Genomic DNA, 14,706 nt, shown 5'->3' on the forward strand with positions numbered 1-14,706 from the left:
ATGAGTAGCGGTGAGGCAGACGGCAACCGGCAGGCGTGGTTGCGGACGGTCGCCGCGGATGTCGCGCGGCTCGACCGCAGCAGCTCCGCCGAGCGTGCCGCCGACATCCTGCGGCGCAGTATCACCGAGGGCGCCCTCCCGCCCGGTGCCCAGTTGTCCGAGGTCGAACTGACCGAGGTCCTGGAGGTCAGCCGGAACACGCTGCGCGAGGCGTTCCGGCTGCTGACCCACGAGGGCCTGCTGATCTACAAATTGCACCGCGGAGTCTTCGTCCCGGAGCTCGACGAGGCGGACGTGGTCGACCTCTATCGCCTGCGCCGGGTGCTCGAGGTGGACGTCGTCCGCGGCCTCGCCGAGCGTGACCCCGAGCTGCCCGCAGCTCGGCTCGAGCCGCTGCAGGACGACGTCGAGGCGGCCGAGGCTGCGGCCTTGGCGGACCGCTGGCCGGCCGTCGGTACGGCGAACATGCGCTTCCACCAGCATCTGATCGGGCTGGCCGACAGCGCCCGGATGGACGCGATGACCGGTCGTCTGCTCGCGGAGCTGCGGCTCCTCTTCCACGTGATCGCGACGCCGCGCGAGCTGCACGAGCCCTATATCGCCCGGAACCGCGCGCTTTTCGAGCTCCTCGAAGCCCGCCGGTACGACGACGCCGCGGTCGCGCTGAATCAGTACCTGATCGAGTCGGAAATCGCCATCCTCGAAGCCTTCCGCACCCGCTGATCCATAAGGGGTTGCGCCTGCCCGGCACGACCTGAGTTGATGGATCCATGACCGACGAGCGGACCGACCAGACGCCCAAGTCCTACCGCCCTATCGACGCCAAGGGTTTCCGCGAGTCGATCGCGCGGGGCTGGGGCGCGGTGGACCGGTCCGTCAGCGTGCCGGACGGGCTGGCCGAGGCCGCTGCCGCGCATCGGCGCAAGCTCGCCGCAGCGCTGCCGGGTCGGCGGATCGCGATCGGGGCCGGTCATGCGCCGGTGCGGTCGAACGACACCGACTATGACTTCCGCGCCGACAGCGACTTCGTGTGGCTGACCGGTTGCCAGGCTGAGGGCGCCGTGCTGGTGCTGTCGGCCGACGGTGACGCGACCCTGTATCTGCGGGAGGCGGCCGGGCCGGAGGAGGCCGACTTCTTCGCGAACGCCCGCGACGGCGAGCTGTGGATCGGCCCGGTACCGGGTCTGAAGGACTGGTCGGAGGCATTGCAGATCGCGTGCCGCCCGATCGAGGAGCTGCCGTCCGCGGTGCGTGGTGCGGTTCCGTTCATGCTGTCGATCCCGGGCGTCGACCCGATGCTCGACGCGCTCGTGCGGACCGCGCCGTACGACGGCAACGAGCTGCGGCAGACGATTGCCGAGCTGCGCCGGATCAAGGACGACTGGGAGCTCGACCAGCTGCGCGAGGCCGTCGCGGCCAGCGTGCTCGCGTTCGAGGATGTGGCACGCGAACTGCCCGAGGCGATCCGCGGTGGTGGTGAGCGTTGGCTGCAAGGCACCTTCGACCGCCGCGCGCGGACGGCCGGTAACGGCGTCGGCTACGCGTCGATCGTTGCTGCGGGCAAGCATGCGCCGGTGCTGCACTGGGTTCGCAACGACGGTGCGGTGAACGAGGGTGACGTCATCCTGCTCGACGCCGGCGTCGAGACCCGCACCCTCTACACGGCCGACGTGACCCGGACGTTCCCGGCCACCGGCGAGTACACCGCGGCGCAGCGGCAGGTTCACGACCTGGTGCACAAGGCGCAGCTCGCGGCACTTGGTGCGGTGAAGGCAGGAGCGCCGTACCGGGCCTTCCAGCATGAGGCGATGGTCGTCCTCGCCGAGGGTTTGCGCGACTGGGGCCTGCTCGATGCATCGGTCGACGAGCTGCTCGGGCCGGACGGCCAGCAGCACCGCCGCTTCATCGTCTGCGGGACCGGCCACTACATCGGCCTCGACGTCCACGACTGCGACGCGGCTCGCCCGGAGACGTACTTCGCCGGCGACATCGAGGCCGGGATGGCGCTCGCGGTCGAGCCCGGGCTCTACTTCCACCCGAACGACGAGACCGTGCCGCCCGAACTGCGCGGGATCGGGATCCGGATCGAGGACAACGTCGTCGTGCACTCCGACCGGCTCGAGATCCTCACCGAGGCCCTCCCGATCGACACCGACGGCCTCGAAAAATGGACCCGGAAGCACCTCAACAGACAGTAGTCATCCGGTCACCGAAAATTACCGGTCACCTGCAGTAACAAATCCCGGCGGCGACACGATGTAGTCGTCGGGGAGGGTCGAACTCGGCCCGGCGCGTGACAGTGGGGGGCCGCGGTCACGCGCCGGCCGGATTCGGATCCCGGATCAGGGGAGATCCACGGGGGAGTAGCCATGCATCTACGAGTGAGAGTCGTCCACTACGGCCAGGCGCACTGGTACGCCGACATCGACGACGCGGACGATCCGCAGCCCGACGACCCGTTCTGGTACGTCGACCACTGCCGCACGCACGCCCAAGCCCTGGAACGGGCCTGTGCCGAGCTGATCGCCCTCTCGAACCGAGCCCGCCGCGGCGACCACCTCCACCGCGTCCTCGAGATCACCGGCGTAGCAGTCTGATCACCCCGTCGGCTGGACCGCGGCGCACCTCGTACCGCGTCTTGGTACTGCCAGGTCGATGAGGTAGTTGTCGACCGTCGAGGTCATGCAGTTGCCTTTGTTATAGCTGCCGTGACCCCAGCCTTCGTAGGTGAGCAGTACGCCGTTGCGGCCGAGTTGGCGTTGCACGCTCTGGGCCATCGTGTACGCCGTTGCCGGGTCGTGGATGGCATTTGCCAGCAAGACTGGGGTCTTGAGGTTGTAGACGTCCAGGCGGTGCTGAGGATTGTTGGCGTTGGGGGCGCCTAGACAGAGCGAGATCGCCATGAACTGACCCGGGTACGGCATGTCCGGGTTGTTGCGGGCCAGGCGGTCCAGGAGCGCTTTGTAGTCGCGGTAGGTGCTGACCTTCAGGTTCCAGTCCTGGCAGAACGGGACGAGGGTGTTGGCGACGAGCTCACCGGTGGGCGGCGGCTGGGTGGGGATGACGCCCGACTTCAGGATGGTCGCCAAGGCGTTCCACTGCGGGCCGTAGAGCTGGCGGAAGACCACGAAGGATGCGTTGAACGGGTTGGCTGCTTGGGTTCTGAGCTCTTTCCAGCGGGCGCGGACGTCCTGGCCGTGCAGGGCGCAGGTCGTCGTTCGGTCGCACCAGTTCACGAACTCGTCGAACGAGTCCTGAACCGACGCGGCCTGCGGGTCGAGGAACTGGCGGGGTGTCGCGAGGCTGTGGTCGAGGACGCTCTCCAGGACCATCGCGCGCAGGTGCTGCGGGTAGGTCTCGGCGTACTGCGCTCCGAGCGGTGTGCCGTAAGAGCTGCCGTGGAAGGTGATGCGGGATTCGCCGAGGGTACGGCGGATGGCGTCGACGTCACGCACGGTCTGCCAGGTGTCGACGTGGTCGTAGAGCGGTCCTGTGTGGGCGCGGCAGTCGGCGGCGAGGCGGCGGTTGTAGTCGATCAGTGCGTCGAAGCCGGCCTGGTCGGGGACGAGCGGCGACGGCATCGCGGCGTACAGGCCGGTGGTGCACTTGACCGGGTTGCTGCGTGCGATCCCGCGCGGGTCGAAGCTGACGATGTCGAAGCGATCCTGCAGGTCCGGGCTGAAGCGGTCGATCCCCGTCTTGATCCGGTCGACGCCGGAGTCACCCGGGCCGCCCGGTCCGAAGACGAGTGCGCCGACGCGGTCCTTCTTCGCCGTACGGCGGGCGATCGCGAGGCCGAAGGTTGGTCCGTCCGGGTACCGCCAGTCGACGGGGAGTCGCAGGGTCGCGCACTCCGAGCCTTTGACGACGAGCGGATCTTCCTTGCCTTCGACCTTGCAGTCGGACCAGTGGACAGCGGCCGACGCCGGCAGGACGGCCAGGCTTGAAGCGGTGACGGTGAGGACCACACCCCACGTGAGCGATCTGAATCTCATCTGATCGATCCTTCGGCAACCGCTTGCTCCCTCACATCGGGGACAGACCCTCAGACCACCCCGGTCGGGGCTTGGGGGACTTGTTAGGGTCGGGCGCGATGACACACTCACGGTGGTTCCGGACGGTGGCGATCGCCGAGGCGATCTCGTGGACCGGTCTGTTGATCGGCATGCTGTTCAAGTACGTGCTGTCCGACAACGAGGCGGGCGTGAAGCTGTTCGGCCCGATCCACGGCGGCATCTTCGTCGTGTACGTCGTCACCGTGCTGGTCGTGCGGAAGCCGTTGCGCTGGTCGTGGCCGGTGACGCTGGCCGCGCTGGCCGCCAGTGTTCCGCCGCTGTTCACCTGGTTCTTCGAGATCTGGGCTAGAGGTCGCGAGCGGCAGTCTCACGCCTACTGCGCAGCACTCGGCACGGCACCTCACCGCACTTGAGCGAAGGACAAGATGCTCCGCATCGTGCCCTCCCCTCAAGCACGCCGAGCTACCGCACCGAGCACTTGCTCGCTACGGCGTGAGACCACCGCTCCCGACCTAGCGCACCGGCCGGATTGACGCCGCCCGCGAAGCCGCCGTACCGTCCTCGACGGAAGCTAATTCAACAGCCGCATGAACCCGTGCGGGAGAGACCCAGGCTGCACGTGACCTGGGCGCCGTAGGAGCAACTCTCCCCAAGAATCTCTCAGGCACCTTCACCGTACGGGCGAGGCACCTCTGGAGGACAACAGTCCAACAGAGTGGGGAGGACACCACTCTCGGTCAACGACGACCGGAAGGGACCTCCAGTATGGCGATCAGCGTCTTCGACCTGTTCAGTATCGGGATCGGCCCGTCGAGCTCACACACCGTGGGACCGATGCGCGCGGCCCGCACGTTCGTGCTCGGCCTGCAGGAGGCCGGTCTGCTGACCGCGACCGCCCGGGTCGAGTCCCAGTTGTTCGGCTCGCTCGGTGCGACCGGGCACGGGCACGGCAGCAACAAGGCGGTGCTGCTCGGGCTCGAGGGTGAGGATCCCGAGACCGTCGCCACGCACTCCGTCGACGCGCGCGTCGAGACGATCCGCGAGCGCGGCCAGCTGTTGCTGGCCGGCGTCCACGAGATCGTGTACGACGACAACACCGATCTCGTGATGCACCGGCGGAAGGCCCTTCCGTACCACCCGAACGGGATGAGCTTCGTGGCTCGCGGTGCAGATGGCGCCGTACTGCGGGAGCGCACGTACTACTCGGTCGGCGGCGGGTTCGTGGTCGACGAGAACGCGGCGGCCGGGGACCGGATCGTGCCGGACAGCACCGTGCTGAAGTACCCGTTCCTGAGTGGTGCCGAGTTGCTCGACCGCTGCCGGGAGTCGGGGCTGTCGATCGGCGAGGTGATGCTCGCCAACGAGCAGGCCTGGCGGACCGAGGAAGAGATCCACAGCGGCCTGCTGAAGATCTGGCAGGTGATGCAGGACTGCGTGCAGGAAGGGTGCGAGACCGAGGGTGTGCTGCCCGGCGGCCTGAAGGTGCCGCGGCGCGCGCACCTGCTGCACACCAAGCTCACCCGCGATCCGTGGTCGGTCGACCCGCTGAAGGTGATGGACTGGGTCAACCTGTTCGCCCTCGCGGTCAACGAGCAGAACGCTTCCGGTGGGCGGATCGTCACCGCTCCGACGAACGGTGCCGCGGGCATCATTCCCGCCGTACTGCATTACTACCGGCGGTTTATTCCCGGCGCGACCGACGACGGGTGCGTCCGGTTCCTGCTGGTGGCGGCGGCGATCGGCGTTCTGTACAAGGAGAACGCGTCGATCTCCGGGGCCGAGGTCGGCTGTCAGGGCGAGGTCGGTTCGGCGTGCTCGATGGCTGCGGCCGGTCTGTGCGAGCTGCTCGGCGGTACGCCGGAGCAGGTCGAGAACGCGGCCGAGATCGCGATGGAACACAACCTCGGTCTCACCTGTGACCCGGTCGGCGGGCTGGTGCAGATCCCCTGTATCGAGCGGAACGCGATGGCCGCGGTGAAGGCGATCAACGCGGCCCGGATGGCGATGCACGGCGACGGCGTACACGTGGTGACGCTCGACAAGGTGATCAAGACGATGCGCGAGACCGGCGCGGACATGAAGATCAAGTACAAGGAAACGTCCCGTGGCGGCCTGGCCGTCAACGTGATCGAATGCTGACGTGCATGCGCCGCTCACCGACACTGTGCTGATGACCTTCGACGGCACTGTCGTCGAGTTCTTCGGGTACACCGACGTCCACCGCTACCACGTCTGGCAGCAACCGACCTTCGAGTTCACCCAAGGTCGGATGCCCCGGCTGATCGTCCGGCTCGCAAGCGGTGGCAAGCACTCGCTGCTCTACGACCGCGACCGCCTGGAAGGACTTCAGGCGGTCGCCGCCGAGGTCGCCCGCGTCGTGGCCGAGGCATGAGCTGGTTCGCCTACTGGTAGGTCGTTCCGGGTGGGCTCGCCGTACTGGGCGATCTGCTGTCCTTCGCCAGCCTGACCCGACCACCTAACGTCCGAAGAACCGGAGACGGGCCCTCCGATCCTTCGGACGTTGCGGATGCCAGCCCCGATGCAACCGGCGCCGTCCTCCACCAGTAGCCATCTGATGGGTCCACCCATGAGATCGCGCGGCGCTGGGGGGCTTAGAGGGACTACCTGCAGTCGTTCGTGTCGGGTCAGGGGTGGGTGGTTTCGAGGATGGTTCGGGCTACTTGGGTGGGAGCGTCGTTCATGGGGACGTGGCCGGCGTTGAGGAGGGGGATCATGCGGGCGCGGGGGAGTTGGAGGTGGGCGCGGGCGGCTTGGACCGGGAGGAGGACGCGGTCGTGGGTGCCCCAGGCGATGGTGACGGGGACGTTGGGGACGTCGCCTTCGAAGGTGGCGCCGGCGCGGGCGTGGGCGGCGACGCGGTCGAAGCCGGTGCAGTCGCGGAGGGCGCGGGATTCGGCGACGACGGCGTCGGGGTCGCGCAGGGCCGGGCGGTGGTAGATGGTGCCGGTGAGGACGCGGCGGCCGGCGGGGGTGCGGGAGAGGCGCTGGACGGTGGGATCCGGCGTACGGCGGGCGACGCGGCGGAGGTTGGTGAGCAGGCCGATGGCCCAGCGGTTCTCGCGCGGCGACCAGAAGCCGGCCGGGGCGAGTGCGGTGACCGAGCGAACCAGGTCGAGTTGGCCCATGCGGAGGGAGACCAGGCCGCCGAGGGAGTTGCCGGCGATGTGCGGGCGGTCGACGTCGAGGGCTTTGCAGAGGGCGTCGACGGTGTAGGCGAGGCTGTCAAGTTCGTCCGGGACACCTAGTGGGATGTCGGGGGAATCGCCGAAGCCGGGGAAGTCGAGCGCGATCACGTCGTGGTGCTCGGCGAGTTCGTCGAGGACCGGGGTGAAGGCCTGCCAGTGGTGACCGATGCCGTGCAGAAGCACCAGCGGGTCGCCCGAACCCTTGCGGTAGTAGGCGACCTCGACGCCCGGGACGCCGGCCACGGTGAGGCTTGCGGTTGCACTCATGACCTCATCGTGAACCTACTGGCGCGTCCTGTCATCGTGACATGGTCGATGTCACATAGCTTAATAAGCTTCGACTTCGCTGGTAGCGGCGTTGCCGGTCACGGTGGGTTCCAGGTTGATCTTCCAGGACTTGTCCGGCCCGAACGCCTGGTCGAACTTCTGGAACGAGCACCCGCTCCCGAACTGGCGCCGCTCCGAACTCCACTCCGCGCCGCTCTTGTAGTACAGGTGGTACGCCCCGCCGATCCGAGTGATCGCCGCCGCCTTGCCGGCCCGGATGTATGTCATCACGTGCGGATCCCGCGGCGGCTTCCCGTCGGTGACGACCGAGATCGCGACGTCCTTCGACGTACCGTTCATGATCGACAACCGCCCGATCCCGGCTTCGCCATGACGCACGAGCGTCTCGCCGTTCGCGGGCCGCTCCGGCTTAGGAGCCGGGCCCGGGTTCGGCAACGTGCTCCCGAAGTTCAGCTTGAGCTTCGTCAGCGCCACCAACGCCGGCGTGAGGTCGGTGCGCAGCCGCCGCTGAACCTTCTGCGAGGTGTACGCACTACCACCGCAGCGCGCATCGAGCTCGGCCTGCTCCGAGTCGGACAGCTTGTACGCTGCCACTCCGATCCGGTCCTGCAACAGCTGATGTACGGCGGACAGTCGCCCCTCGACCGTCAACGCGGCCAATCGCCCGGAGGCGCCGTTCAGCGCCTTCGACAGCTCGCCCATCGCCTGGGCCAACCCCTCGGCCGTCTGCGCCCGCGAGAGTGTCCGAAGGCTTACCGCCAGCGACTTCTCGGCCTTGGTCAGCTCACTTTGGTACGCCGCCTGTCCCAGCGGTCCGCGTGGTGTCACGGGCGCGGCAGCCGCCGTACCTCCGCTCGGCGTCGGCGGTGCCGCACCGTCGACCGGAGTCGCCGAACACCCCACGAGCACGCACAGCAGTGCCCCAACTACCGCAACCTGCCTCATCCACCCCGCCCCAGTATCCCCAGCCCCGCGCCCTCCTCAAGGCTACGGGTCAACCCAACTCGGGACGACCCGGCGCAACGTTAAGAATCACGCGGCGACGGGCGGACGAACGGGAAAGCGAGTGTGGAGCGGATGTTCTGGCCGGTCAGCATCATCATCACCCGGTCGACGCCGATACCGAGTCCACCGGTCGGTGGCATCGCGTATTCGAGAGCGCTGAGGAAGTCCTCGTCCAGTGACATCGCCTCGGGATCACCGGCCGCCGCCTTCAACGACTGCTCGGTGAGCCGCCTCCGCTGTTCAACCGGGTCGACAAGCTCCGAGTACGCCGTACCGATCTCAGCACCGAACGCGACCAGGTCCCAGCGCTCGGCGAGCCGGGGCTCGGTGCGGTGCGTCCGGGTCAGCGGCGACGTCTCCAACGGGAAGTCGGTGTAGAACGTCGGCAGCGTGGTGTGCGGTTCGACCAACTCGTCGTACAGCTCAAGCACCAGCTCACCCGCGGAAAGATCGAACGTCGTATGCACACCGTGCTGGTTGCACAGCTCCCGCAGCGTCTCCACCGAAGTGTCGGGAGAGACCGGTACGCCGGCCGCCCGGGCAACCGCATCGTGCACAGTGATCACCGGCCAGTCGCCGGAGATGTCGATCTCGCCGTCCGGCCGCTGCACCATCGGCTTGCCGAAGACCGCGGTCGCCGCTTCGATCAGCAGCTCCCGGGTCAGCTCGCGCATCACGTGGTAGTCGGCGTACGGCTGATAGGCCTCGACCGACGTGAACTCCGGGTTGTGGGTCGCGTCCGCGCCCTCGTTGCGGAAGTTGCGGTTCAGCTCGAAGATCTTGCCGAGCCCGCCGACGCTGAGCCGCTTCAGGAACAGCTCCGGCGCGATCCGCAGGAACAGATCGGTGTCGTAGGCATTGATGTGCGTCTGGAACGGCCGCGCGTTCGCGCCACCGTGCACAGCCTGCAGCATCGGCGTCTCGACCTCGATGAACCCCCGCGTCTCGAACCCGTTGCGCAGGGCCCGTACGGCGGCGCTGCGGTGCCGCATCATCCGCAGCGAGTCCGGGTTCATCACCAGGTCGATGTGCCGCTGGCGGACGCGCGCCTCGGGGTCGGTGAACCCCTTCTGCTTGTCCGGCAACGGGTGCAGGCACTTGGCCGCCATCATCCACTCGGTGGCGGCGATCGACAGCTCACCGCGCTTGCTGGTCACGACCTCGCCGGTGACGCTGACGTGGTCGCCGATGTCGACGAGCCGCTGCCAATGATCCAGCGCGGCCTCGCTGCAGGCGTCGGCGGACAGCATGACCTGCAGCTGGACCAGGCCGTCCTGCAACTGGGCGAACGACAGTTTGCCGTGGTCCCGCATCCGCACGACCCGGCCGGTCACCGAGACGATCTGGCCGGTGTGGTGGTCGGCGGGCAGGTTCTGGTGCAGCTCACGGATCCGCTCGATCGTCTCGGTCCGCTTGACCGAGACCGGATACGGATCGATGCCGGCGGCAACAAGCCCGACCAGCTTGGTACGGCGGATCTGTTCCTGCTCGGTGAGTTTGCGCTCCGGCAGGGTCGGCCGCAGCAGCGTCTCCTCCTGCTCGTGGACCGCCGCCGCGAAGTGGTCACCGTCGCCGGCCTGGATCGCATGCCGCTCGCCCGCAGTCACGCTGTCGACACGGGTCCAGGGCCGCGGCGCGGGCAGGAAGCCCTCGGCCGTTCCAGCAGCCAGCAGCACCTGGGCCAGCGAGGCGCCACGGGCGTAGCAGATCAGTCGTGGCGACCAGCGCGGCAGGTACTTCTCGTTCGACTGGTAGAGACTCTCCAGCTGCCAGAAGCGTGACGCGGCCGTGAGCAGCGCGTTCGTGAGCCGGAGGACCGGGCCTGCGCCCACTCGTTCGGCGTCGCTGAAGATTTCCCGGAACATCGCGAAGTTCAGCGAGATCCGGTGCAGACCGAGGTCACCGCACGCCTCCACCAGCGACGTGACCATGAACTCCATCAGGCCGTTCACGGACTCCGGGTCGCGGCGCATCAGGTCCAGCGAGACCCCGCGCACGCCCCACGGCACGAAGGACAGCAGCCCGCGGACGTTGCCGTCGGCATCGCGGGCGATCACCATCACGCAGCGCGCGTCGGCCGGGTCACCCAAGCGGCCCAGCGCCATCGAGAAGCCACGCTCGGTCTGTGCACCACGCCACTTCTCGGCAAGCCCGACGTACTCGGCGAGGGCCTCGGGGGAGAGGTCGCCGTGCCGGACGACCTCGGCGCGGTAACCGGCCCGCTGAGCCCGCGTGACCGCCTGCCGGACCGGACGCATCGTGCGGCCCTCAAGACTGAAGTCGGCGACGTCGATGATCGCCTCGTCACCCATCGCGAGGGCGCGCAGCCCGGCGTCGACGTACGCGCGAGCTGCTTCTTCGCTGGCGGACAGGACCGCCGGGGTCCAGCCGTACAGGCGGGCTTCCTCGGTCCAGGCCTCGATCGCTCCGGGCCAGGCCGTCGGTTCGCCGAGCGGGTCACCGCTGGCGAGGCTGACCCCGTTGACCACCCGGTACGCGATCGCGGCGTCGCCGGCCGTGGAGAAGATGACCGCCTTGTCGCGGCGGGTCGCGAAGTACCCGAGGGAGTCGCGCTCACCACTCTCCAGCAGCAGACGTCGTACGCCGAGCTCCTCGGGCTGGGTGAGATAGCGCACACGGCGGGCCGACCGCAGGAAGATCGCGAAGGCGATCACCAGCGACGCGGCCGAGATCGCGCTGACGACCAGCCCGACCCAGGCGTGGCCCTTGTGCCCGTCGAGCTTGCTGTGCTGCTGGCCGAACGCGGCCACGATCGCCCAGCCGATCTTCTGCCGCTGGCCGCTCAGGGAGTTCGGGAACACCTGGGTCAGCGAGATGCTGACGGCGATCGAGATCAGCATGCCGGTGATCAGGGCGCCGATGGCGAGCCGCCGGCTACCGGGGGCCAGCTGGGCCGGGAACGCGCCGCGGATCTTCCACAGCAGCACGATCAGCGCGCTGACCACGACGACCTGCAGGATGCCGAACTCGAGCTTCTGGATCGTGATCCGGTCCAGGTCGTCGACCAGCACGGTCTCCGGATTGTTCAGCTGGACGCTGCCGAAGGCGACGTACGCGATCAGGCCGAGCAGCCACAGGCCCTCGAAGACCCAGAGCACCCACAGCAGCGCGGCCCGTTTTCCGCGCAACAGCGCGCTGCCGACCACCGCCAGGTAGACCGCCGGGAAGAACGTGTGGCCGGCTGGAATGCCGAAGAAGTCGAAGGCCTGGTCGACCCGTCGCACGTACGCCGGAGCGAACAGATGCAACACAATCGCAAGGAACGACCACACCGAGGCGAGCACGACAACGCGCCCGACCCACACCGCAGCGCGGTGCTGCCACGCCGGAATCACCTTCGTCTGTTCGGACCGCACGGTGCGATCATCCCACTCCCGGGGGCATCCGATGGTCGACTTAGGTCTACTCCAGGGGTAGACCTGAGTAGGCAGTCAGCGGGTGGCCGGGTGTGGAAGGCTTGCCCCATGTTCGCCGTCCCCGCCGGATTTCCGTACCGCCTGACCCGGAATCTCATGATCGCCGCCGGGGTCCTCTACTGCAGCCTGATCCTCGAAGCCGTCGCGGGTTACCCGCTCGACGTCCATGCCTCGTTCCTCAGCGAGCTGGGTGCGCTCGACCAGTCGACCAGCCTGTACGCGCGGGCGGGGGACCTGGGCGCGGGCGTGCTCGTGTTGTTCGCCGCTGTGCTCGCGCGGCCGGCGGCGCGGATGCACCGCGATGTGATGGGTCTCATGTCCAGCGCCGCGCTCTTCGGCCTCAGCACCTTGGCCGACTCGTTCTTCCCGATGGACTGCGCACCGTCGGCCAGTGCCGCCTGCCGGATCGCCGAGAAGCACGGGCACGACGGCGTCGAGCTGGTGATCCACGAGGTGACCTCGACGCTGGCCGGGCTCGGAACCATCGCGCTCGGCCTGTTCGCCATCCTCGTCCTGCGCCGGATCGGCTGGGCCGGGGTCTGGGGCCGGGCGGTCGCCGTACTGGCCGCGGCCGTCGCGCTCACGAACGCCTGGCTCGGCATCGCGACGGGGGTGGAAGTGGTCAGCGGCGACGACCTGCACCCGCCGGGCGTCCTGCAGCGAGTGGCGATCTTGCTCTTGTGTGTTTTGCTCGCTGTACTACTTCCCGCTCTGAAGCGAGGTTTCAGCGATGACCATCTGGCTCGTGCTGCCCGGAATGGCCGAGACCGCGGCGGAGTTCGAGTCGCTGCGTGACCTGCTGCCGGGGATCGACCTGCGGGTGATCGATCCGGCACGGACCGCGGTGAACGCCGATCCCGCCGTACTGCGGGCTGCTGCCGGCGTACCGGCCGGGATGGCGATCGGTCTGATCGGGCACTCGATCGGTGGGCTGGCGGCGTTGCGTTGGGCTTTGACCCGGCCGCAGGAGGTGGCCCGGCTCGTCCTGGTCGACTCCACCCTGCCGTCGGAGACCGGGCGGCGGTGGCTCTATCCGGGGACAGCCGCGGAGCGGGTGGTTCGGAAGACGCTCGGCTTCCTGGGCCGGACCGGTCTGCCGCGGCTCGTCGGTCCGCTGGTCCGTCGCTCGATGGTCCGGGTCGGCAGTGTACGCAATCACGATCCTTTGCCAAAGGCAACGATCAGGAAGTTGTACGGCGATTCTCGTTGCTGGCAACGGTTCTGGACCGAGCTCACGGCCAGCTGGATCGCGGCTGTTGACGTCGGCAAGCTTCTCCCGGGCGGCGCCGTACCGACTGTGTTGCTCGTGGCAACTGGTGGTAGCTCGAGCGTGGGTGCCGATACCTGGTTGGCGGATCAGCGCAAGCTGGCTGCTGCCCTGTCCGGAACCGTCGAGGTGCTGCCGGATTCGGCGCACCTCGTCCACATCGACCGCCCCGACGCAATTGTCAAGGCGGTACAGACGTTGCGTCCTTAGGTCGTGCTGGTCAGGGTCGGCGTCGGGAGCTTGCGCTGCCAGACCTCGTCGAGCGCCATCCGCATCGCGCCGGTGACGACCGCGTCCTCGGCCAGAGCGGACAGCTCCAGCTTCGGGTGGTTCAGCGTCAGCAGCCGCAGTTGGTCGGAGATGGCATCCAGCAGGACGGCACCGGCCCGAGCCACACCGCCACCGATCACCACAGCCGTCGGGTCCAGAACCAGTACGGCGGGCGCCAGCGCGCGGGCGAAGTCGCGGGCAACCTGCTGTACGACAGCCTGAGCCACCGGATCGCGCTCAGCCGCAGCCGCGAAGACGTCGGCCGTGTCGAGCTGCTCGCCTCCGAGCTCGGCGAGTCGGGACTCCGGGTGGTCCAGCGCCGCCTGGCGGCCCAGCGCTGCGATGGCCTCCGAGCCAACCGCCCGCTCCAGCGGGCCGCGGCTGTCTTCGGGGTTGATCACGTCGTCCGGTGCGGTCGCGATGAAGCCGATCTCACCGGCCGCGCCGGTCCCACGGTGCAGCCGCCCGTCGATCACGATGCCGGCACCGAGCCGCTCACCCCACTGGACCGCGAGCAGCGTGCCGGTGCCGCCACGGGCAGCCGCGATGGCCAAGGCGGCCAGGTTCGCGTCGTTGTCGAGGATGACCGGGCAGTCGAGCAGACTGCGTACGTGCTTGGTCAGGTCGACCGCCGACCAGCCCGGCACACTCGGGACCAGCTGGACCCGGCCGGTGTGCTCGTCCACGATGCCCGGGCTCGCCGCGACGGCGGCGGCGATGTCATCGGCCGGCACCTCGGCCTCCGCGAGCGCCTCGGTGATCACCTCGCTGATGACCCCGAGCAGCTCCTGAGCCGTCCAGCCCGGACCAGAACGCCGTACCAGCGAAAGCTTGCGACCGGCCAGGTCGGAGACGCCGACGGTCACCCGGTGCGGACCGACATCCAGCCCCAGCACCGGCGCCGCGCGGCCGCGCAGCGACACCCGGATCGCCGGCCGGCCCAGCGAGCGGTCCGCGGAATCGGGCCCGTGCTGCTGCAGCCACCCCGCGTCCAGCAGCTCGTCGACGGCCTGCGCGACGGTCGGCCTGGCCAGCCCGGTCCGCTCGACCAGTTCAGCGACGCGCAGCGGCGCGGGCGCGGACCGGCGGACCGCGTCCAGCACCGCGGCGACGTTGATCCGCCGCAGCATCGTCGTACCGCCGCCGCCGACCGTTCCCTTGCTCATGTCCGACCCCTTGCCTGCCACTCGCCCACTCTATATACAAAGCGAGCGTTC

Annotated in this window: 13 protein-coding genes and 1 riboswitch; of the genes, 8 read left to right on the top strand and 5 right to left on the bottom strand. The window is 68.6% G+C overall.

Annotation, left to right across the window (positions count from 1 at the left end):
• The 3 genes from ACIA49_RS08025 to ACIA49_RS08035 all read left to right on the top strand — a co-directional run bounded on the left by ACIA49_RS08025 (position 1) and on the right by ACIA49_RS08035 (position 2,597).
• A complete protein-coding gene (locus ACIA49_RS08025; protein WP_396376378.1) occupies positions 1-723 on the top strand; it encodes a GntR family transcriptional regulator in 723 nt (240 codons plus the stop codon).
• A 47-nt stretch (positions 724-770) separates the two neighbouring features.
• Positions 771-2,198: an aminopeptidase P family protein gene (locus ACIA49_RS08030; protein ID WP_396376379.1), complete on the top strand. Its 1,428-nt coding sequence runs from the start codon at positions 771-773 to the stop codon at positions 2,196-2,198.
• A 171-nt stretch (positions 2,199-2,369) separates the two neighbouring features.
• Positions 2,370-2,597 carry a hypothetical protein gene (locus ACIA49_RS08035; protein ID WP_396376380.1) on the top strand — a complete coding sequence of 76 codons (228 nt, stop codon included), beginning with the start codon at positions 2,370-2,372 and terminating at the stop codon, positions 2,595-2,597.
• Here ACIA49_RS08035 and ACIA49_RS08040 read toward each other — a convergent pair whose 3' ends face one another.
• A complete protein-coding gene (locus tag ACIA49_RS08040) occupies positions 2,598-3,995 on the bottom strand; it encodes an alpha/beta fold hydrolase (RefSeq protein ID WP_396376381.1) in 1,398 nt (465 codons plus the stop codon).
• 98 nt (positions 3,996-4,093) lie between these two features.
• Between ACIA49_RS08040 and ACIA49_RS08045 the strand changes: the two genes are divergently transcribed.
• From ACIA49_RS08045 to ACIA49_RS08055, 3 genes are all read left to right on the top strand, one after another.
• A complete protein-coding gene (locus ACIA49_RS08045; protein ID WP_396376382.1) occupies positions 4,094-4,429 on the top strand; it encodes a DUF3817 domain-containing protein in 336 nt (111 codons plus the stop codon).
• 175 nt (positions 4,430-4,604) lie between these two features.
• Positions 4,605-4,702, top strand: a riboswitch (glycine riboswitch).
• Between the two features lie 79 nt (positions 4,703-4,781).
• The gene (locus ACIA49_RS08050) at positions 4,782-6,155 is read left to right on the top strand and encodes an L-serine ammonia-lyase (protein WP_396376383.1); all 1,374 of its coding nucleotides are present in this window, start codon (positions 4,782-4,784) and stop codon (positions 6,153-6,155) included.
• 1 nt (position 6,156) lies between these two features.
• Positions 6,157-6,408, top strand: a complete 252-nt coding sequence (locus ACIA49_RS08055; protein ID WP_396376384.1) for a hypothetical protein — start codon at positions 6,157-6,159, stop codon at positions 6,406-6,408.
• 253 nt (positions 6,409-6,661) lie between these two features.
• Here ACIA49_RS08055 and ACIA49_RS08060 read toward each other — a convergent pair whose 3' ends face one another.
• The 3 genes from ACIA49_RS08060 to lysX all read right to left on the bottom strand — a co-directional run bounded on the left by ACIA49_RS08060 (position 6,662) and on the right by lysX (position 11,892).
• Positions 6,662-7,489, bottom strand: coding sequence for an alpha/beta fold hydrolase (locus tag ACIA49_RS08060; RefSeq protein WP_396376385.1), 828 nt, complete (start codon positions 7,487-7,489; stop codon positions 6,662-6,664).
• Positions 7,490-7,549: 60 nt separating this feature from the next.
• Positions 7,550-8,455, bottom strand: a complete 906-nt coding sequence (locus ACIA49_RS08065; RefSeq protein WP_396376386.1) for a hypothetical protein — start codon at positions 8,453-8,455, stop codon at positions 7,550-7,552.
• Between the two features lie 80 nt (positions 8,456-8,535).
• The gene (lysX, locus tag ACIA49_RS08070; RefSeq protein ID WP_396376387.1) at positions 8,536-11,892 is read right to left on the bottom strand and encodes a bifunctional lysylphosphatidylglycerol synthetase/lysine--tRNA ligase LysX; all 3,357 of its coding nucleotides are present in this window, start codon (positions 11,890-11,892) and stop codon (positions 8,536-8,538) included.
• A 108-nt stretch (positions 11,893-12,000) separates the two neighbouring features.
• Here lysX and ACIA49_RS08075 point away from each other — a divergent pair, with 108 nt between their 5' ends.
• Together ACIA49_RS08075 and ACIA49_RS08080 are read left to right on the top strand one after the other, a co-directional pair.
• Complete coding sequence (locus tag ACIA49_RS08075) at positions 12,001-12,747, top strand: DUF998 domain-containing protein (RefSeq protein WP_396376388.1); 747 nt, start codon at positions 12,001-12,003, stop codon at positions 12,745-12,747.
• Positions 12,683-13,429 carry an alpha/beta fold hydrolase gene (locus ACIA49_RS08080; RefSeq protein WP_396376389.1) on the top strand — a complete coding sequence of 249 codons (747 nt, stop codon included), beginning with the start codon at positions 12,683-12,685 and terminating at the stop codon, positions 13,427-13,429. Before ACIA49_RS08075 ends, ACIA49_RS08080 begins: the two co-directional genes overlap by 65 nt.
• Here ACIA49_RS08080 and ACIA49_RS08085 read toward each other — a convergent pair.
• A complete protein-coding gene (locus ACIA49_RS08085; protein WP_396376390.1) occupies positions 13,426-14,655 on the bottom strand; it encodes an ROK family protein in 1,230 nt (409 codons plus the stop codon). The genes ACIA49_RS08080 and ACIA49_RS08085 overlap by 4 nt on opposite strands.
• Between the last annotated feature and the right edge of the window lie 51 nt (positions 14,656-14,706).

The sequence above is a fragment of the Kribbella sp. NPDC051587 genome (genome assembly GCF_044453945.1).
Classification (GTDB): Bacteria; Actinomycetota; Actinomycetes; order Propionibacteriales; family Kribbellaceae; genus Kribbella.